The following is a 19,168-nucleotide window of genomic DNA, read 5'->3' as shown; positions in this document are numbered from 1 at the left end:
ATGAACCTCTCGTTCTTCAAGAAACGGCGCGCCGCAGAGCAGGGCCCTTCCGCTCCCCCCGATCGCTCCCCGCGATGGAAGTGGCTCACTCCCCCACGCCCTCTGCGGCTCGCCGTCTTTTCTCTCGTGGCGGTGGCAGGCCTTGCCGCCGCCACGGGCGTCACTCTCGAGGTGACGAAGCAGAACATCGGCCCGCTGCCGCTCGAGGCCGCCGAGGCCACTTCGGTCACGGTGCTCGATCGCGAGAACCGTCTGCTGCGCGCCTTCACCACCAAGGACGGCCGCTGGCGCCTGCCGCTCGATGTCAGCGAAGTCGATCCGCGCTATCTCGCCATGCTCATGGCATTCGAGGACAAGCGCTTCTACGAGCACGGCGGCGTCGACTATCTCGCCATCCTGCGCGCCGGATACCTGCTCGCCCGTCACGGCGCGATCAAATCCGGCGGCTCCACGCTGACCATGCAGGTCGCGCGCCTGCTGGACGGCAAGCACGAGCGCACCGGGTCCGGCAAGCTGCGCCAGATCGCGCGCGCGCTCCAGCTTGAGGAGCGCTTGTCCAAACCCGAGATTCTGCGTCTCTATCTGCGGCTCGCCCCGTTCGGCGGCAACATCGAGGGCGTGCGCGCCGCCTCGCTCGCCTACTTCGGCAAGGAGCCGCGCCATCTTTCGGCAGGCGAAGCAGCCCTCCTTGTGGCGCTTCCGCAGTCTCCCGAAGTCCGCCGTCCCGATCGCAACAGCGAAGCCGCCCGCAAGGCCCGCAACCGCGTGCTCGACCGCGCCGTCGAGGAAGGCGTGCTGCCGAAAGCGGAGGCCGAGCGCGCGAAGGGCGAACGCATCCCGAAGCAGCGCCTCGAAGTGCTGAAGCTTGCCCCGCATCTTTCCGAATCCGAGGTCGCCGCCCATCCCGGCCGCACCATTCACCGCCTGACGCTCGACCGCGACCTGCAGGCCGCCGTCGAGACGCTCGCCACCGAGCAGACCAAGCTGCTCGGCCCGAAGCTCTCCGCCGCCGTGCTCGTCGTCGATCACACGACGGGCGAGGTGCTGGCGCATGTCGGCTCGGCCGGTTATCTCGATCCCACCCGCCAGGGCGCCATCGACATGACGGCCGCCATCCGCTCGCCCGGCTCAACGCTGAAGCCCTTCATCTACGGCCTCGCCTTCGAGAACGGCATCGCCCATCCCGAGACCCTGATCGAGGATCGCCCGACGCGCTTCGGCAACTACCGTCCGCAGAACTTCGACGAGGATTTTCACGGCACGATCACGATCCGCGAAGCCCTCGGCAGCTCGCTCAACGTCCCGGCCGTCAAGGTTCTCGCCGCCGTCGGCCCGGGCCGCCTGATGGGCCGCATCCGCCGCACCGGAGTCGAGCCCGCCCTGCCGGACAACGCACAGCCCTCGCTCGCCATCGCGCTTGGTGGCCTCGGCATGACGTTGAAGGATCTGACATCGCTCTACGCCGCCCTCGCACGCGGCGGCGATCCCGTCACGCTCTCCTGGCGGCGCGACGAGGCGGGCGCCAAGCCCGTCGCATCCGCGCGCCGCCGTCTCCTGTCGCCGGTTTCGTCGTGGTACGTCACCGACATCCTGAAGGACGCACCTCCGCCTCCCAACACGAAAGGCGGCGCAATCGCCTACAAGACCGGCACCTCCTACGGCTACCGCGACGCGTGGGCCGTGGGCTACGACGGCCGCCACGTCGTCGCCGTCTGGGTCGGCCGTCCCGATGCCGCTTCCACGCCCGGCCTGATGGGCCGCCTCTCCGCCGCGCCGATCCTGTTCGACACCTTCGCGCGCATCTCCGAGCGCCGCACGCCCTTCCGCGCCGCCCCCAACGGCGTCGTCAAGGCGACGGGCTCCGAGCTGCCCCAGCCGCTCAAGCGCTTCCGCGAACCGGGCGACGACACGGTCGCGACCGGTCCTTACCTCGAACCGCCGGTTCTGATCTCGTTTCCCCCCGATCGCTCCGAGCTCGACATGGAAGAGCGCGACGCCGAGCCACTGATCATCAAGGCGGAGGGCGGCGCGCTGCCGCTCACCTGGCTGATCGACGGCGATCCTGTGGTGTCGGACCCCCTCCGCCGAGAAACCGAGTGGCGGCCAGACGGACGCGGCTTCGCCAAGCTCACCGTCATCGACGCCAAGGGCCATGTCGACCGCGTCACGATACGGTTACGGTGACGGGCGAAATTGCCGCCATGGCCATCGCCGCCGCAGCGCGTTAAGATACTGATCAGAAAGCCTCGCTCGCTGGTCGATCTCGCAATCTGGCCCTCGGGAAGCGCGCGATGCTGCAACGCGTCGAACGGCCGGATGGTGACACCTTGATGAGAGCAGTGACCGCACGAGCCTTGGCGATCGGCGCGCTGGCGCTGGCCGCGCTCTCCCCGTGCCGTGCCGACGACGCCAAACTCCCCACGCTGCCGAACCTCGCCGCCGACCTCTCCCAGACGTCGGTGTCCGGCATTTCGTCCGGCGCCTACATGGCCGGACAATTTCAGATCGCTCATTCGAAGATCGTGGTCGGCGCCGCCATCATCGCGGGCGGCCCCTACGGCTGCGCCGAAAGCGCATTTGCCGACCTCATGCCCGGCCCCGGCGCCGCGATCCTCAACCTGTCGAAAGCCGTCAACGGCTGCATGCTGAACGCGCTCGCATTGTGGGGCGTGCCGGATGTCGACCAGCTCGTGCGCAAAACGGAAAAGCTGGCTGACGCGGGCCGCATCGACCCGATCGCAGACCTGAAGAACGACCGCATCTATCTGTTCTCCGGCACGAACGATCGCACCGTCGTGCCCGCCATCGTCGCGGCCGCCTTCGAATACTACAAGCGCATCGGCGTTCCCGAAGCGAACATGGTCTACGTATCGGACCTGCCCGCCGGCCACGCCTTCGTCACGGAAGCGGACGGCCTCGCCTGCGAGAACACCGGCAATCCTTACGTGGTCGACTGCGACTACGATCAGGCCGGCGTCGTCCTGAAACAGATCTACGGCGACTTGGCCCCGCGCAGCCCAACACCCGCCGGCACCTTCACCGAGTTCGACCAGCGCCCCTTTCTCGAAGGCGAGAACAACGACGGCATGGAGCAGAGCGGCGTCGTCTACGTTCCCCCTGCATGCCTGAAGGACGAAACCTGCCGCGTGCACATCGCCTACCACGGGTGCGGGCAAAACCGGTCCGCCACCGGCGAGGCGTTCATCAAGGAATCGGGCTATGCCAACTGGGCCGACACCAACCGGCTGATCGTTCTGTTTCCGCAGGCCTCCGTCTCGGCCGTCAACCCGCAAGGGTGCTGGGACTGGTGGGGCTATACCGGCGCCAACTACCTGACGCGCGACGCGGCCCAGATCCGCATCGTCTACAAGATGCTAGAAACGCTCGCAAAACCGCAATCCTGAGCGGCGCGCAAGGGCGCGACGCAGGAATGGTTGAGCATCGCGGCGCGATCCGCTACTCAGCGGGGCACAGCAAAATACCTCGGGGGAACTACTGATGAATTTCATCTCGGCCGCCGCGTGGACGGCGAATCCTCCCCGGGCATCCCGTACCCCGGCGCGCGTCTCTCCATTCGACGCCGCCTCCGCGCTCTTCGCTGCTGCCGCCCTCACCGCCGCGACATGGTCCGCCACGATGGAGCAGTCAGCCGAGCCGCACGCCGAGAGCACCGCCCAAAGCAGCGCGCCAATCGCGAAACTTGCCCCTCCTGGCGCCGAGTGGATGTTCGCCGGCTACGGTGGCGTGCCGTACACCTACCCGAGCGACGTCAAGCTGACCAAGACCGGCACGCACGACTTCACCGCCAAGCAGGTCGACTGGGAGGGCAAGCCGTTCGTCAATCCGATCTACTACGGCGCGCGCATCGTGCGCTTCGGCAACGGCCGCACCGGCACGATGCTGGACTTCACCCACTCGAAAACGATCGCGCGCCTGGAGAAGGAAATCGAGTTCGCCGGCACGCTGAACGGCGCGCCTGCGCCCGCCCGCGCCACGCTGCGCGACATCTTCCGCCGCCTCGAAGCGAGCCACGGCCACAACATGCTGACCCTCAACGGCTTGTTCCGGCTGCCGAGCCTGGGCCTCAGACTGCAGCCCTATGTCGGCGTCGGCGCCGGCGTCTCGCTTCCGCACGCGGAAGTGCAGATGGCCAACAGCGACAAGCGCACCTACGAGTATCAGGTTGCGGGCCCCGTCGGGCAGGCGCTGCTCGGCCTCGAAGTGCGCACGCGCCGCGTCTCGTACTTCTTCGAATACAAGTTCACGCTCGCGCCCTACGTGATGCCGCTGTCCGAGCAGGACGGAAGCTGGCTGCCGCTCGACCTCACGCGCCAGTTTCGCAACTGGCTGAGCGGGACTGAGCCACCCGGCGGCTACGCATCGACGAGCCTCGTCAGCCACCAGGGCATTTTCGGCCTCGGCATCCGCTCCGCACCCATCGCCGCCGCGCCATAGGCCGGGCGGCCGCGCTCTCTATCGCGCCGATCGGCTCTTGCGGCACGGGCACGCCGAGGCGATACTCCGTTCTATGCATACAAAGCATTTTATCATGTTCGGCGCAGTCGCCTGCATCCTCGGGATGCTGGCGTATCTGTTCGTGTTTGCGGATGCGCCGGTCGTCGTCGGCGACCCGCCGACAGTCTTGCGGTAGTCGCGCGGCCAGGGACGGGAGCAAGCCACGTCATGGCCACGTCCGCCCCTCGGCCAACACCCAGCCAGACAAGCCCTGAAAACGGCTCGGGCGAGATCGGCCTGACCGCAGCCGTGTCCATCGGCATCGGCGGAATGGTTGGCGCTGGAATCTTCTCAATTCTCGGCGTCGTGGCCCAGGCGGCCGGAAACGCCATGTGGCTCTCGTTCGCCATCGGCGGCGTGGTGGCCTTGCTCTCCACGTACTCGTATGCGCGCCTCGGCGCCGCCTTCCCATCCGCGGGCGGCGCGGTGCACTTCCTCGTCCGGAGCATCGGTGACGGCGTGCTGGCGGGCGGGATCAACCTGTTCATGTGGGCCGGTTACATCATCTCGCTCGCGCTCTACGCCACGGCGTTCGGAAGCTACGGCGCAACCTTCATCACGACCGATCCATCGCCCGTAATCTCAGATGCACTTGCGGTCGGCTCCGTCGTCGCGCTGACAGTCGTCAACGCGTTCGGGGCGCGAGCCATGGGGCGCAGCGAAACCATCGTCGTGGCCGTGAAGGTCGCCATCCTGGTTCTGTTCGCCGCCGCCGGTCTCTTTTTCATGAAGCCCGACAACCTTTCACCCACGCTCTGGCCGCCGATGCAATCGGTGCTGTTCGGAGCGGGCGTGCTCTTCATCGGCTACGAAGGCTTCGGCCTCGTGACGAACGCCGCCGCCGCCATGCGCAACCCGCGAACCATGCTGCCGCGCGCGCTCTATACGTCGGTGCTGCTCGTCATCGTCATCTATCTCGCGGTCGCCGTGACGGTCTCCGGCAATCTGACGAACGCCGAGATCGCGCGCGCCTCCGACTACGCCTTGGCCGAAGCGGCAAAGCCTTTTCTCGGCGAGTTCGGCTTTCGCCTCATCGCCGTGGCCGCCCTGTTCTCGACGGCCTCCGCTATCAACGCCACGTTGTTCGGCTCGGCCAACGTTTGCTACATGATCGCCCGCGATGGAGAACTGCCACTCGCACTGACGCGCACACCGTGGAGGAGCGCGAGCGGCGGCCTCCTGCTCACGGCAGCGCTCGTGATCCTGATGATCCTGTGCTTCGATCTTTCGGGCATCGCCATGATGGGGAGCGCCGCATTCCTGCTCGTCTACGCTGCGGTGAATGCCGGCCACTTGCGCGTGCTCGGCACAACCGGCGCGAACGCGATCATCGTCTGGCTATCGCTCCTCACCTGCGTCGCGATGTTCGTGATCCTGAGCACCTACATTTACCATCAGCAGCCCGCGGCCCTGCTGGCGCTCGCAGCAATCGCAGCGGCCTCGTTCGCGGCGGAATGGGTGTATCGGCGCCAGACGGGGCGGAAAATCCCCGCGCCATCGTAGTCCGGACCGCAACGAAAACGTCCCAACCCTGAGAGCCCCGGCAGCGTCAAAGCGGCCCCGGTGTCATCAACCAGTCACCGTGCTGTTCGGGAACCGTCGTGAATCATCGCTACCGTCCCGCCCAGGATGACGGGAACTCGACCCAGCGGGGCTGGAGCAGCGGTGAAGCACTCCAACGACATCGGGCCGAACGAGTTCGGCGCGCCCTCGCGGCGCGCGGTGCTCACGGGCGCCGGAGCGGCTCTTGCCGCTCCCATGTTGTTGCCGGCGGTCCTTGCCGCTCCCGCACTACTCCCGGCCGTTCTGGCGACGCCCGTGCTGTTCGCGACCGAGCCCGCACGCGCGAACGGAATCGCGCACGGCACTGTTTTCGAAGACACTGAACGCAAGGACGGCCAACACCGCAGCGGCATCGCCGGCGTGATGGTCTCCAACGGACGCGACATCGCCGTCACCGGTCCCGACGGCACCTGGTCAATGCCAGCCCACGACGACGATCTGATCTTCCTAATCAAGCCATCGGGCTGGACGACGGCGCACAAGCCGGGCGGCGTGCCCGACTTCTCGCGCCGTGCCGGAGACGGCCTGCTCGACTTCGCACTTCGCCGCAGCGACGAGCCCACCGCGTTCGATGTTCTGCTGTTTGCGGATACCCAGCCGTCCAACGCGGCCGAACTCGGCTACTTCCGCGACGAGATCGTCAGCGCCGCCCTCGGCATACCCGCGGCATTCGGCATCCATCACGGCGACGTGGTGGGCGACGACCTGTCGCTCTACGGGCGCTATCTCGACATGCTCGGCGCGCTGCGCATGCCGTGGCACCATTGCCCCGGCAATCACGACATGGACGGCGGCGCGCGCGACCACAAGACGGCATTCACGACTTGGCGGCGCGTGTTCGGCCCGACGCACTATGCCTTCGAATACGGACCCGCGACGTTCATCATCCTCAACAACGTCGATGTGTCTCGCTCCGAAGGATACCACGGCCGCATCGGACCGGATCAGCTTGCCTTCATCGGCAATGTACTTCGCCACACGCCGGAAGATCGCCTCGTCGTCGTCTCGATGCATATTCCGCTGACGAGCTTCAACGCGCCGCACGATCCGCGCGAGACCACGGCCGACGCGCGCGCGCTCATGGCGACGCTCTCCGCTCGGCCGAACACTGTGAGCTTCGCAGGCCACTCGCACACGACCGAGCATCACTACCTCGGACGCGACGAAGGGTTCACGGGAACCGCGCCGCATCACCACCACGTCCTCACCGCGGCGTCGGGAAGCTGGTGGGGCGGGCTTGCCGACGAGCGGGGCATTCCGACGGCGCTGAGCCGGGACGGCAGTCCGAAAGGATTTCACGTCCTTTCCGTGGACGGCGCGCGCTATGCGACCCGTTTCGTGCCGGTCAGCCGCGGCCGTGAGACGAAGATGCGGATGATGCTGTCGAAGCGATCGAGCCAACACGAAACGGCCCGGGAGCAGAGCGGCGCGCTGTACTGCCCGCTGCGGTCATCCTCGCTGTGCGACACCGAGCTTGTCGTCGACGTGTTCGACGGCGGCCCGCGCACACAGCTCACGTTTGAAATCGAAGGCATCGACCGCGCACCGCAATCCATGCAGCGGGCGCGATTGACCGATCCGCATGTCGTCGACGTGTTTGCCCGCGACCGCCACGCCTACAAGGCCTGGGTCGAGCCGGCGCCGTCATCGCACATCTGGACCGCGCCGCTGCCGGAAGACCTTTCACCGGGCGTCTATCGCGTCGCCGTGCGCGGAACGGATGAGTTCGGCCGCCCCATCGCCGACCAGATGGTTCTCGACATCGTCGCCTAGGCTAGGGCGCTAGGCCCCGCGTGCGGTACGCGCCAACGATCAGAACCGGCGCAGCAGCCGTTCCAGATAGTCGAGCTCGACCGGCGCGCGCCGCGCTTCACCGAGCCGCCGGCGCAGCTCATCCAGGATCTCGCGCGCACGCTGCACGTCGATCTGATCCGGCACCTTGACGGACGTTCCGAGGTCCGGCCCCTGCGACCGCTGCGGCCGCCCGAGAGGATCGCGCGGCGTATCGCCGGACTGGCCATAGCGCTGCGGCATGTTCCGCATCATCTCCTGCGCCATGTCCTGCGCGCCCTGGCGCATCTGCTCCAGCGCCCGCGACTGCTGCTCGGTGGCTTCGGCGACATCGCCGCGATTGAGCGCATCCTCGGCGCTCTCCATGGCGCTTTCCGCGTCCTTGAGCTGCTGGCTCGACGGCCCGCCCTTCTCGCGCATGTTCTTCTGAAGTTGCGACAGGCGATCGCGCAACTGGCGCTGGCGCTGCGACAGATCCGCGAGACCGCCTTGCTTGTCACCCTGCCCGAGCTGATCGCCCTGGCCCTGCTGACCTTGCTGCCCGCCCTGTTGCCCGCCGCGCTGCCCACGGCCCTGCTGCGCCTCGCCCGACTGGCTCTCCGGACCGCCGCCCGCATCCTTCTGCTGGCCGTCGCCGCCCATGCCCTTCATGCCCGGCGGCGGCTTCTGCCCGCCCTGCCCGGACTCCGGCTTCTCCTGGCCCTGCTCGCCGAACGTTTCGTCCATGAGCTTCTGCTGGTCGCCGACCATGCCGCCCAGCTCTTCCATCATCTTCATCATCTCTTGGTTCTTCTGAGCCTGGGCTTGGTCCTGCCGCCCGGACTGAAGACGTTCCATGAGATCCTGCATTTCGGAGAGCATCTGCTGCGCCTGCTCGCGCGATCCGCTCTTCGCCATGTCTTCGAGGTTCTGCATCATGCGCTCGAGGTCCTGCTGCCCGAGCGTCTGCTGATCCTGGTTCTGGCCATCCTGCTGCTGCTGGTCGCCGCTTTCCTGCGCCAACTGCTTCATGAACTCGTTGAGCGCCTGACGCAGCTCCTGCATCAGTTGCTTGATCTCTTCCTCGGACGCGCCGTTCTCGAGCGCCTTCGAGAGCTTGTCCTGAGCGTCCTTGAGCGCCCGCTCGGCATCCGACAGGCTGCCGTCCTCGATCCGCAGCGCGATCTGCCAGAGCTGGTCGACGACGCTCTTGAAGCCCGCGCGCGTGCGGTCCACCCGCAGGCGATGGCGCGCCGTACGCAGGCCGAGATAAACCTTGGTGTCCTCGATGAACCCGTCCGGCTCGAGCGTCAGCGCATCGAGCGCGGCCACGACCGGCGAGCGGTAGCGGCTATCTTCCATCAGCTTCTTGCGCTGCTCGACGACGGCGCGCGCCAGCGGCTTGGTGAACTTGCGCTCCGGCAGGATCATCTCGAACCCGGCGCTTTTGCCGATCTGCCCCGCGGCGTCCTTGGCGGTCAGCGTCATGATGACCTTGCGCCCGGCCCACGGATGCGAGGCCATCTCGAAATACGTATGCGCCTCCGTCGAATTCGCCTTCGGCAGACGCAGTTCCAGCTTGGGCGGGCGCATCAGCGGCGCGCGCGGACCCTTGGGCGCCGGCGCCTGCGCCCAGGCCTTGCTCGCATCGCGCGGCGCGTCCTTGAGGCGCTTGAGATCCGCACCAGCCGACACCACGCCGTAGTCGTCCTCGACCTTGTAGGTGAGCTTGAGCGAGCCGCGCGGCGTCAGCTCAGGAGGGCGCGACAACGAAATCTGGGGCACCTTGTCCGGCGTCACCGAAATGGTCCAGCGCGCCATCTCGCGCGCGCCAGACAGCACACGCACGGTCGACGACCGGGTCATCTCGAAGCGAACTTCCTTAAGATCGCCGGTGTCCTTCTCGGCTTTCGACTCGACACGCTCGGCCGGCGATTGCTCGCCCTTGGCCGCTGCCGGCTGCACCTCGATGGCGAGCGGCTGGTCGCCCATGCCGCCGACACGCACGATCAGCAGGCTCTTGAACGGCGCTTCGTAGACGGGCTGGGTGGCTGGCGCGCCTTTATCGGCCGCCGGCATCTGCCCGGCGCCGTCGGCCAGCATCACAGGGGGCTTGGCGGTGTACGTCGGCGGCGTGAGCCAGGCATCGAGACGCGCCTGCGCGAGCGCCGCCGTGGAGCCGAACGTGAACGCCGAACGGACGCGATCGGCAGCCGTGTGGCCGAGCAGCGCCGTGACTCCGACCATGGCCAGCATGAGCGCCGCGCGAAGCGCGAACGGATCGAACCGGTCGGTCCGCGGCTCGGGCTTCCCCGGACGCAGCCGCGCGAGCATCGCCGCCATGCGGTTGCGATGCTCCTGCCAGATCGCGAGCGTCGCCGAATCGGACGACGGCGCGCTGACGGTATCTTCATAGGATGAGGCCGGCCGATGCGGCACGCCCGAGACGCGCTCGATGCGCCGGATCGCCTCGTCGCGCGAAATCCAGGACACGCGGGTGAGCGAGATCAGGCCCGCGAGCGCAGCGAGTCCGAACAGGGCCAGCAGCGCCATGTGGGCAAAGGCGGGAAGCCGGGGCCAGAGGCCGGCATAAGACACGAGCAGAAACGCCGCCGCCACGGCCAGCAGCAGCCAGAGCCGAAGCCAGATTTGCTCAAATGCGACCGCAACGCGCGCGCGCCAGATCTTGCGCTCGAACGCCCGTTCGGCCGGACGCGAAATGGGATCCCGTTCCATTGCTCAAAACCTAGCACGAGCGCCCGGGGCGCATCATTACAAAGAGCTAACGTTCACCACCCGTTTCCGTGCCGGCCCGGCCCCACGGGCAACCTTCTAGGCCTCGGGCGTTATCCACGGCGGCAGGCGATCCAGCCCGATCATTTCCTCATAGCTCGGCCGCGGCCGCACCACGGCGTAAGCGCTTCCATTGACGAGCACTTCCGGCACCAGGCGGCGGGTATTGTAGGTCGACGACATCACTGCGCCGTAGGCTCCGGCCGTCATCACCGCCATCAGCTCTTCGGGCTCGAACGGCGGCAGCGCGCGTTCCACGGCCAGATAATCGCCCGTCTCGCACACCGGCCCGACGATATCCTGCAGCACCGTCGCATCGGAGGTGCGCGCCTCCGAAACCGGCCACACCTCGTGAAAGGCCTCGTAGAGCGTCGGCCGCAGCAGGTCGTTCATCGCCGCGTCCACGATCGTGAAGCGCTTGCCCGCACCCGCCTTCACGTAGACAACCCGCGTGACGAGAACGCCCGCGTTGCCGACGATCATGCGGCCGGGTTCCAGATAGAGCTTGGCGTCGAGATCGCCGAGGCTCGCGGCCACCAGCGCCGCATACTCGTCCGGATGCGGCGGCACCTCGTTCGATCCGCGATAGGGAACGCCGAGCCCACCGCCGATATCGAGATGGTGGATCGCATGCCCCTCGCGCCGAAGCTCGAGCATCAGGTCGCGCATCAGGCGGAACGCATCGCGGAACGGCGCGAGATCCGTGATCTGGCTGCCGATGTGCATGTGAATGCCCGCCACGTCCAGATAAGGCAGCTTGCGCGCCTCGTCGTAGAGGGACGGCGCGCGCAGATACGGGATGCCGAACTTGTTCTCGGATTTGCCGGTCGAAATCTTGGCGTGCGTTTTGGCGTCGACGTCCGGATTGACCCGGATCGCGACGCGCGCCGTCACGCCGAGCGACTCCGCGACCTCCGACAGCGCATGAAGCTCCGGCTCGCTTTCGACGTTGAAGCTGCAGATGCCCTCGCCCAGCGCGTAGGCCATCTCCTCGCGGGTCTTGCCGACGCCCGCGAAAATCACCTTGTCCGCCGGCGTCCCGGCCGCCCGTGCGCGCCGCAGCTCGCCTTCCGAGACGACGTCCATGCCCGCGCCGAGCCGCGCCAGCGTGGCCAGCACAGCCTGGTTGGAGTTCGCCTTGACCGCAAAGCAGATGGTCGCGTTCTGCCCGGCAAACGCGCGTTCGAGCACGCGGTAGTGCCGTTCCAGCGTCGCGGTGGAATAGCAGTAGAACGGCGTCCCGACATCCGATGCGAGATGCGCGAGGCTGACGTCTTCGGCGTGCAGCACGCCGTCTTTGTAGTGGAAGTGGTGCATGGGGGCGCAGGTGTCCGGAGTGATCGACACCCGAGCTATACAGGCCGCCGCGCCAACGCAACAGGAGCCTTAGCACCTGTCCGACTGAGAAGCGGCCGGCCGGGCCTCTCCGAGGCTGTGTTCGTTAGCGAACGAGCGCGTCCAGAACGGAACTCTTGTGCGGCTTGGCCGCTGCGCCCTCGGGCTTGCCCTGGCCGGATTGTGCTTCCGCCGTCGATTCCGGCGCGGCCTGAGGAGTTTCGAGCGAACCCTTCACGCCGCATCCGGCCAGCGCGAGCGCCAGCGTCGAGGCAGCCAGGAAAGTACGAACCCAACTCATCATTGCGATCAAACCCCGTGGAGCCGGCCTCGAAGACATCTTCGGGAAGCCAGCCGTCCCCGCCACCTTACCGTGCGGCCGCTTCCTTTTCCAAGCGCTTGGCCCAGCTTCGAGCCATTTTTGCGACGTTCTGTGGCGAAGTTCCCCCATAGCTCTTGCGGGATTTCACGGAGTTCTCCACTGAAAGCACAGAGAAAATCCCCTTCGAAATGCGCGGCTCGATGGCCTGCATGACTTCGAGGGGCACATTTTCGAGGTCGAGCCCCTTGTCCTCGGCCGCCTTGACGATCGAGCCCGTGACGTGGTGCGCCTCCCGGAAGGGCATCTTCAGCTCCCGCACCAGCCAGTCGGCCAGATCCGTCGCCGTCGAATAGCCGCGCCCCGCCGCCGCCCGCAGCGTCTCGGCCTCGGGCTCGACGTCGCGCACGATGCCCGTGATCGCCGCCAGCCCGAGCCGCAGCGAATCCAGCGCGTCGAACGTCGCTTCCTTGTCTTCCTGCATGTCCTTCGAGTAGGCGAGCGGCAGGCCCTTCATGACCATCAGCAGCCCGTGGAAGGCGCCCGCGATCCGCCCGACCTTGGCCCGCACCAGCTCCGCCGCGTCGGGGTTGCGCTTTTGCGGCATGATCGACGACCCAGTCGTGAAGCGGTCAGACAGCTTCACGAAGCCGAACTGCGGCGTCATCCAGATCACGATTTCCTCGGCGAACCGCGACAGATGCATGGCCGTGATCGAGGCCGCCGCCAGAATTTCGAGCGCGAAATCGCGATCAGCCACGCCGTCGAGCGAATTCGCCATCGGGCGATCGAAGCCCAGTTCCTCGGCCGTCTTCTGCCGGTCGATCGGAAACGACGTGCCAGCCAGCGCCGCCGAGCCGAGCGGACATTCGTTGAGGCGCCGCCGCGCATCCACGAACCGCCCCCGGTCGCGCCCCAGCATTTCCACGTAAGCGAGCAGATGATGGCCGAACGTCACCGGCTGCGCCGATTGCATATGCGTGAAGCCGGGCATCACGGTGCCCGCGTGCGCCTCGGCCTTTTCGACCAGCGCGCTCTGCAGCTCGCCGATAGAGCGAATGAGGCTGTCGGCCGCGTCCCGCACGAACAGCCGGAAATCGGTCGCCACCTGGTCGTTGCGCGAGCGCGCCGTATGCAGCCGCCCGGCCGCAGGCCCGATGATTTCCTTGAGACGGCTCTCGACGTTCATGTGCACGTCTTCCAACTCGCGCTGGAAGACGAAGGTGCCGCTTTCGATCTCGGATGCCACCTGGTCGAGACCCCTCAGGATCTCGCGCGCATCCGCCCGCGTGATGATGCCGGTTTCGCCCAGCATCGCCGCGTGCGCCTTTGAGCCACGGATATCCTGCGGTGCCAGAACCTTGTCGAACGAGATCGAGGCATTTATCTCCTGCATGATCTCGGCAGGCGACTGCGCAAAACGGCCGCCCCACATCTTGTTGGCGTTTTTCTCTGTCACCGGAACAGCCCCTCCGCGAGACCCAAAGCATCGGAAGTCGAAATGAACGACGGCACCCCGTCCGGCCCGCCCAAAAATAGAAACGCGGCCATCGTCGCCGTGGCCGCCGTCGCTGCAATCGCAGGCTTTGCGGCGGTATACGGCACCCTTGGGCGGCCTGACAATACCGCCGTTTCGTCGCCGGAGGCCGCCGCTCCCGCCGAGGCGACCCGCCCGCGCGCGCCGGGCCTGCCGGCCTTCGTTTACAAGTCAGCCCCCGAGGCTGTCGCAGATGTGACATTTAACGATGCGACGGGCGCGACGAAGACCCTGAAGGACTTTCACGGCAAGACGATCCTCCTGAACCTCTGGGCGACATGGTGCGCCCCGTGCCGCGAGGAAATGCCGTCGCTCGACCGGCTGCAGGCGGAGCTGGGATCGGACACCTTCGAGGTCGTCGCCCTCGCCGTCGACCGCACCGGCCCTGAGGCCGCGCGCAAGTTCCTCGACAGCGTGCACGTCAAGTCGCTCAAGCTCTACACCGACACGACGACACGCAGCGGCTCGGCACTGAAGGCTGTCGGCATGCCGGTCACGATCCTGATCGATCCGGAGGGCCGCGAGATCGGCCGCCTGATCGGACCGGCCGAATGGGATTCGGATGCGGCCAAGAACCTGATACGGAAAACCCTGGGCTCCGCGCCCGCGAGCCCGTGATCCGGCGCGGCCGGGCTTCTTCAGACCGATCTTAGCCGTTGAGCGCCGCCAGCACGCTTTGCGGCTGACTGTTGGCCCGAGCAGTCATTGCAACGCCGGCTTGCGCAAGGATCTGGTTCTTGGTGAGGCTGCTGGTATCCTGCGCGAAATCGCTGTCCACAACGCGCGCGTTGGCCGACGTGAGATTGCCGCCCAAAGCCAACTCATTGATAACGGCTTGGAAACGGCTCTCCAGGCTTGCCCCAAACTGAACCTGCGAATGACCGGCGCTCTGGGTTTGCGGGGCTGGAGCCGACGGCTGGACTTCGCGCGAGGTCCGCTCGATTGACTGCTGCAGGGCCGCCGCGCCCGCGCGCTCAGCGGCGAGCGATATCGTGTTGGTGCCGATAACGAGCGACATGTGCGCAGACCCTTGCAGCTTCGGACTGCACAGAGACTACCCAATGCCCCTTAAGGCAGGCGCCAACTCGGCCGGCAGAATTTTACTCAAGTCGTGCGGATCCCATCGCTAGCCAGAGCGCGGGGGGAGACGACCAGAATGTGGTCCGCAGGCTGCTTATCGCGCGCCCGTGTTAGCCAGCGTCAGAACGAGCTGCGCGCAGCCACGCACAACAGGCCGACAGCCAGAACCCGGAAGGCCAGGGTGGCGGCATGAAAACGCCGCGTCATCGTCGCCGCGCGGGATTCGACCCCATCAAGCTCACCGAGCTTGCGGCCAATATCGGTCAGCGACTTGAACGCGAGCCCGGCGAAGTCGCTTTTCGGGCCTTCGATTGCATCGATCCGGCCGCGCAGATCGCGCATCTGCCGGGCGGTTTCCTCGACTTTGTAATCCCTTGAATTACGGAGGCTTTCAGCCAAAGCCTGGAAGCGTCCGGCCTGGTGGGAAAGCTCGACCAGCTCCGCCACCTGCTTCTGCAGCGCTTCCTCGCGCCGCTCCAGCCGCTCGATCTTCGCCGTCAGGCGGTCGATGGCAATGGCAGCATCCGCCGCGGCGCCCTCGCGCGGCAGCCAGGGACCAGCCCTCACGACGCCATTCGGATCCCGGGACCCGAGGTCTTGCACTCCAAGCACGCCAACCTCCCGCCTACGCACTACAAAAACAAAGCTGGGAGCCCTCGGCGCGTATCGCGCAGCACTTAGACGGAGCCCCGTTCCCTCAAATTAGCGCATCCGCGTTAACACGACGTTTGCCGTGCGGGGTGCGCCCTCGGGAATTTTCGGAGCCCCGGGGCAGCATTGACAGACCCCTGGCGAGCCTCCATGAACGCCGCCTGAAACAGAACGACAAACAGAACGACGAAAACGGGGCGGCGACGCGCATGAGCGACCTTCAGACCACCATCGAAGCAGCCTGGGAAAGCCGCGACGGCGTCAACGCAGCCACCACCGGCCCGATCCGCGATGCTGTGGTCGCCGCGCTTGAGCTGCTCGACAAGGGCGAGGCCCGCGTCGCCGAGAAGACCGGCGGCGAGTGGGTCGTCAACCAGTGGCTCAAGAAGGCCGTCCTGCTGTCGTTCCGCCTCAACGACATGGGCCTGATCCCCGGCGGCCCGGCAGGCTCGTTCTATTGGGACAAGGTGCCGCCGAAGTTCGCCGGCTGGACCGAGGACGACTTCAAGAAGGGCGGCTTCCGCGTTCTGCCCGGCGCCATCGTGCGCCACTCCGCTTACATCGCTCCGGGCGTCGTGCTGTTGCCGTCGTTCGTCAATCTCGGCGCTCGCGTCGACACGGGCACCATGGTCGACACCTGGGCCACGGTCGGCTCCTGCGCGCAGATCGGCAAGAACTGCCACATCTCTGGCGGCGCCGGCATCGGCGGCGTTCTCGAGCCGCTCCAGGCCGGCCCCGTCATCATCGAGGACAACTGCTTCATCGGCGCCCGCGCCGAGGTTGCGGAGGGCGTCATCGTCGGCGAAGGCTCGGTGCTGTCGATGGGCGTATATCTTGGCGCCTCCACCACCATCATCGACCGCGCCACCGGCGAGAAGCACTTCGGCCGCGTGCCGCCCTACTCCGTGGTCGTGTCCGGCTCGATGCAGGGCAAGCCGCTGCCGAACGGCGAGCCCGGCCCGAACCTTTACTGCGCCGTCATCGTCAAACGCGTCGACGAGAAGACCCGCGCCAAGACCTCGATCAACGAGCTTCTGCGCGACTGACGGGGCTCGTGCTAGGTTCTCGCACCTCTGCCATCGGACCCGGCCATGTCGCAACCCAACGCCACGAAGCCCGTGTTTCGCTCCCTCGATCCGGGCAAAATCATCGAGACCTTGGAAACGCTCGCGCGCCGCGTCGCCGAGCGTTTTCCGGGAACGGGCCTTGAGCGCGTCAGCCGCGAGCTGACCGAGGTCGCGCGCCACACGTCGGCGACCATCGTCCAGATCGCGCGGCCGAACTATACGATCCGCACCTTCGTCGCCATCATCCTGGCGTCAGCCCTCGCGCTGCTCGGATGGCTGCTGTGGGAGGCGGTCGATCTCGAAACCTCGACCGAGCTGACCAACATCATGCAGGGCGTCGACTCGGCGACGAGCTTCCTGATCGTGCTCGGCGGTCTCGCGCTCTATCTCTCGACGCTCGAAAGCCGTTGGCGGCGCGACAAGGCGCTCAAGGCGCTGCATGAGCTGCGCGCGATCATCCACGTCATCGACATGCACCAGCTCACCAAGGATCCGAGCGCGTTCGGCGCGCCGCGCACCTCATCTTCGCCAGAGCGCGGGATGTCGCCCAACCAGCTCTTGCGCTACCTCGGATACTGCTCGGAGCTGCTGTCTCTCGCGAGCAAGGTGGCCGCGCTCTACGCCGACAAGCTGCGCGATCCCGCCATCGTCGACGCCGTCGGCGACATCGAGCGGCTGACCGCCCATCTCGGGCAGAAAATCTGGCAGAAGATCGAGCTGGTTCAGCAGCGCATGCCGACGCGCCCCGCGAACGACGCGCTCGCCCCCCACGCATAACTGGAACATGCCGATGCGCCTCTGGCATCTGCTGACCACCTTCAAAGGGCGCATCGGCCGCAAGGCGTGGTGGACCGGGCTGATCGTCTACGCAATCCTAAACATCGGCGGAGGTCTCATCCTCAATCCCGAATACTTCACGGCCGAAGTGCTTCCGCCGGCGAACATGCCGGACACGATCTGGCAGGCGATCCTGCTCATACCGCTTGCCGCAATCACCGCGAAGCGGGGCAACGACCGCGACTGGCCGGCTTGGATCGCACCCACGTTCGTAGCCGCCAATGCCTTCAATCTGGCGGCCCCGCATCTGGGTCTGGAAATCGGCGCAGGTGTGCCCGGCGCGGGCGGAATCGTATTCGCGATATTGGCGATCTTCGTGCTGACCGTCTTCGTCGACAATGGGTTCGTGCGCGGCACCCAGGGCCCCAACCGGCATGGCGAAGATCCCTTGACGCCCACCGCCTGAAGTCTCGCCCGGCAAGCGCCGGATTGCGATCGCAAGCCTGAGCGTCTATGTCTCGCGCTCCCTCAACCAGTGTCGCACCCGATGACCTTTGACCCGCTCGACCCCGTATCCCTCACGCAAGCGCTCGTGCGCTGCGAGAGCGTGACGCCCCATGAAGGCGGCGCCCTGACGCTGCTCGAAACCGTGCTCGCCGGAGCGGGCTTCACCTGCCACCGCATGACGTTCACGGAACCGGGTACGCCGGACGTCGAAAACCTGTATGCGCGCATCGGGGAAGCCGAGCCGCACATTTGCTTCGCAGGCCACACCGACGTCGTGCCGCCGGGCGATCTCGACGCCTGGACCGATCCGCCGTTCGCCGCCGTGATCCGCGACGGGATCCTCTATGGCCGCGGCTCCGTGGATATGAAGGGCGGCGTCGCCTGCTCCGTCTCGGCGGCGCTCCGCCATCTCGCATCGAAGGGCGCTGCAGCGCATCGCGGCTCGATCTCATTCCTGATTACGGGTGACGAGGAAGGCCCCTCGATCAACGGCACCATGAAGGTGCTCGATTGGATGCGCGCACGCGGCGAAAAGGTCAGCGCCTGCCTCGTGGCCGAACCCTCGAACCCGGAAGCGCTCGGCGACGAAATGAAGATCGGACGCCGCGGCTCGATCAACGGCGAGATCGTCGTCCACGGCCGCCAGGGCCATTCCGCCTATCCGCAGAAAGCCGAGAACCCGATCCCGAAGCTCGCGCGCATCATCGATCGGCTCGCCACCGCCGAGATCGATCGCGGCACGGCGCACTTCCAGCCGTCGAACCTGCAGACGACCGTCATCTCCGTGCCGAACCGGACCGCCAACGTCATCCCGGCGGAAGCGCGCGCGACCATCAACATTCGCTACAACGACACCTGGAACCGCCGCACGATCGAAACCTGGTTGCGCGACCAGGTCGCGGCGGCCGCCGCGACCGTCGATGCGCGCTTCGACCTCACCGTATCCGGAACCGGCGACGTCTTCCTCACGAGCCCCGAGGGCGTGCTCGTCGAAACGCTCGTCGCCGCCATCGAAACCGAAACCGGCCGCAAGCCCGCGCTCACCACCGGCGGCGGCACCTCGGACGCGCGTTTCATCAAGGACATCTGCCCCGTCATCGAGTTCGGCCTCGTCAACAAGACCATCCACGCCGTCGACGAGCACACGTCGGTAGCCGACATCGAAAAGCTGACCGCGATCTACGAGCGCTTTCTCGCCGGCTACTTCGCGAAAGCGTGACGTCGCCCTCGCTCCCACCCCGGACAAACGGATGA

The 19,168-nt window shown here is 66.7% G+C and carries 16 protein-coding genes; 10 read left to right on the top strand and 6 right to left on the bottom strand.

The features are described from left to right. From pbpC to K2Y42_RS13660, 5 genes are all read left to right on the top strand, one after another. The gene (pbpC, locus tag K2Y42_RS13680; protein WP_291153418.1) at positions 1 to 2,184 is read left to right on the top strand and encodes a penicillin-binding protein 1C; all 2,184 of its coding nucleotides are present in this window, start codon (positions 1 to 3) and stop codon (positions 2,182 to 2,184) included. Positions 2,185 to 2,330: 146 nt separating this feature from the next. Further along, positions 2,331 to 3,404 carry a poly(3-hydroxybutyrate) depolymerase gene (locus K2Y42_RS13675; RefSeq protein WP_291153417.1) on the top strand — a complete coding sequence of 358 codons (1,074 nt, stop codon included), beginning with the start codon at positions 2,331 to 2,333 and terminating at the stop codon, positions 3,402 to 3,404. Positions 3,405 to 3,498: 94 nt separating this feature from the next. Continuing rightward, positions 3,499 to 4,455: a hypothetical protein gene (locus K2Y42_RS13670; protein WP_291153416.1), complete on the top strand. Its 957-nt coding sequence runs from the start codon at positions 3,499 to 3,501 to the stop codon at positions 4,453 to 4,455. A gap of 228 nt (positions 4,456 to 4,683) precedes the next feature. After that, positions 4,684 to 6,018 carry an APC family permease gene (locus K2Y42_RS13665; protein ID WP_291153414.1) on the top strand — a complete coding sequence of 445 codons (1,335 nt, stop codon included), beginning with the start codon at positions 4,684 to 4,686 and terminating at the stop codon, positions 6,016 to 6,018. Between the two features lie 162 nt (positions 6,019 to 6,180). Further along, on the top strand, positions 6,181 to 7,851 hold the full coding sequence (locus K2Y42_RS13660; RefSeq protein ID WP_291153413.1) for a calcineurin-like phosphoesterase family protein: 1,671 nt from the start codon (positions 6,181 to 6,183) through the stop codon (positions 7,849 to 7,851). Positions 7,852 to 7,890: 39 nt separating this feature from the next. On the opposite strand, the gene K2Y42_RS13655 is transcribed toward K2Y42_RS13660, so the two are convergent. The 4 genes from K2Y42_RS13655 to argH form a co-directional block, all read right to left on the bottom strand. After that, the gene (locus tag K2Y42_RS13655; protein WP_291153411.1) at positions 7,891 to 10,584 is read right to left on the bottom strand and encodes a TIGR02302 family protein; all 2,694 of its coding nucleotides are present in this window, start codon (positions 10,582 to 10,584) and stop codon (positions 7,891 to 7,893) included. A 96-nt stretch (positions 10,585 to 10,680) separates the two neighbouring features. Beyond that, the gene (gene lysA, locus K2Y42_RS13650) at positions 10,681 to 11,958 is read right to left on the bottom strand and encodes a diaminopimelate decarboxylase (protein ID WP_291153409.1); all 1,278 of its coding nucleotides are present in this window, start codon (positions 11,956 to 11,958) and stop codon (positions 10,681 to 10,683) included. Between the two features lie 124 nt (positions 11,959 to 12,082). Continuing rightward, a complete protein-coding gene (locus K2Y42_RS13645; protein ID WP_291153407.1) occupies positions 12,083 to 12,280 on the bottom strand; it encodes a lipoprotein in 198 nt (65 codons plus the stop codon). A gap of 64 nt (positions 12,281 to 12,344) precedes the next feature. Next, positions 12,345 to 13,730: an argininosuccinate lyase gene (gene argH / locus K2Y42_RS13640; RefSeq protein ID WP_291154057.1), complete on the bottom strand. Its 1,386-nt coding sequence runs from the start codon at positions 13,728 to 13,730 to the stop codon at positions 12,345 to 12,347. Between the two features lie 66 nt (positions 13,731 to 13,796). On the opposite strand from argH, the gene K2Y42_RS13635 reads away from it, so the two are divergent. Next, positions 13,797 to 14,450: a TlpA disulfide reductase family protein gene (locus K2Y42_RS13635; RefSeq protein ID WP_291153405.1), complete on the top strand. Its 654-nt coding sequence runs from the start codon at positions 13,797 to 13,799 to the stop codon at positions 14,448 to 14,450. Between the two features lie 31 nt (positions 14,451 to 14,481). On the opposite strand, the gene K2Y42_RS13630 is transcribed toward K2Y42_RS13635, so the two are convergent. Continuing rightward, entirely contained in the window at positions 14,482 to 14,850 is a 369-nt protein-coding gene (locus tag K2Y42_RS13630) for a flagellin (RefSeq protein WP_291153403.1), read from the bottom strand. A 182-nt stretch (positions 14,851 to 15,032) separates the two neighbouring features. Next, positions 15,033 to 15,524, bottom strand: a complete 492-nt coding sequence (locus K2Y42_RS13625) for a hypothetical protein (RefSeq protein ID WP_291153402.1) — start codon at positions 15,522 to 15,524, stop codon at positions 15,033 to 15,035. Positions 15,525 to 15,772: 248 nt separating this feature from the next. On the opposite strand from K2Y42_RS13625, the gene dapD reads away from it, so the two are divergent. From dapD to dapE, 4 genes are all read left to right on the top strand, one after another. Continuing rightward, positions 15,773 to 16,609: a 2,3,4,5-tetrahydropyridine-2,6-dicarboxylate N-succinyltransferase gene (gene dapD, locus K2Y42_RS13620; protein WP_291153399.1), complete on the top strand. Its 837-nt coding sequence runs from the start codon at positions 15,773 to 15,775 to the stop codon at positions 16,607 to 16,609. Positions 16,610 to 16,654: 45 nt separating this feature from the next. Next, the gene (locus tag K2Y42_RS13615; protein ID WP_291153397.1) at positions 16,655 to 17,407 is read left to right on the top strand and encodes a hypothetical protein; all 753 of its coding nucleotides are present in this window, start codon (positions 16,655 to 16,657) and stop codon (positions 17,405 to 17,407) included. Between the two features lie 13 nt (positions 17,408 to 17,420). Further along, positions 17,421 to 17,873 (top strand): DUF805 domain-containing protein, encoded by a 453-nt coding sequence (locus K2Y42_RS13610; RefSeq protein ID WP_291153394.1) that lies wholly within the window; start codon positions 17,421 to 17,423, stop codon positions 17,871 to 17,873. Between the two features lie 81 nt (positions 17,874 to 17,954). Beyond that, entirely contained in the window at positions 17,955 to 19,133 is a 1,179-nt protein-coding gene (gene dapE, locus K2Y42_RS13605) for a succinyl-diaminopimelate desuccinylase (protein WP_291153392.1), read from the top strand. Positions 19,134 to 19,168: the final 35 nt, after the last annotated feature.

Source organism: Hyphomicrobium sp. (assembly GCF_019744875.1).
Lineage (GTDB): Bacteria > Pseudomonadota > Alphaproteobacteria > Rhizobiales > Hyphomicrobiaceae > Hyphomicrobium_C.
The sequence above is the reverse complement of the archived record's forward strand: the minus strand, read 5'-3'. Positions and strand labels throughout refer to the sequence as shown.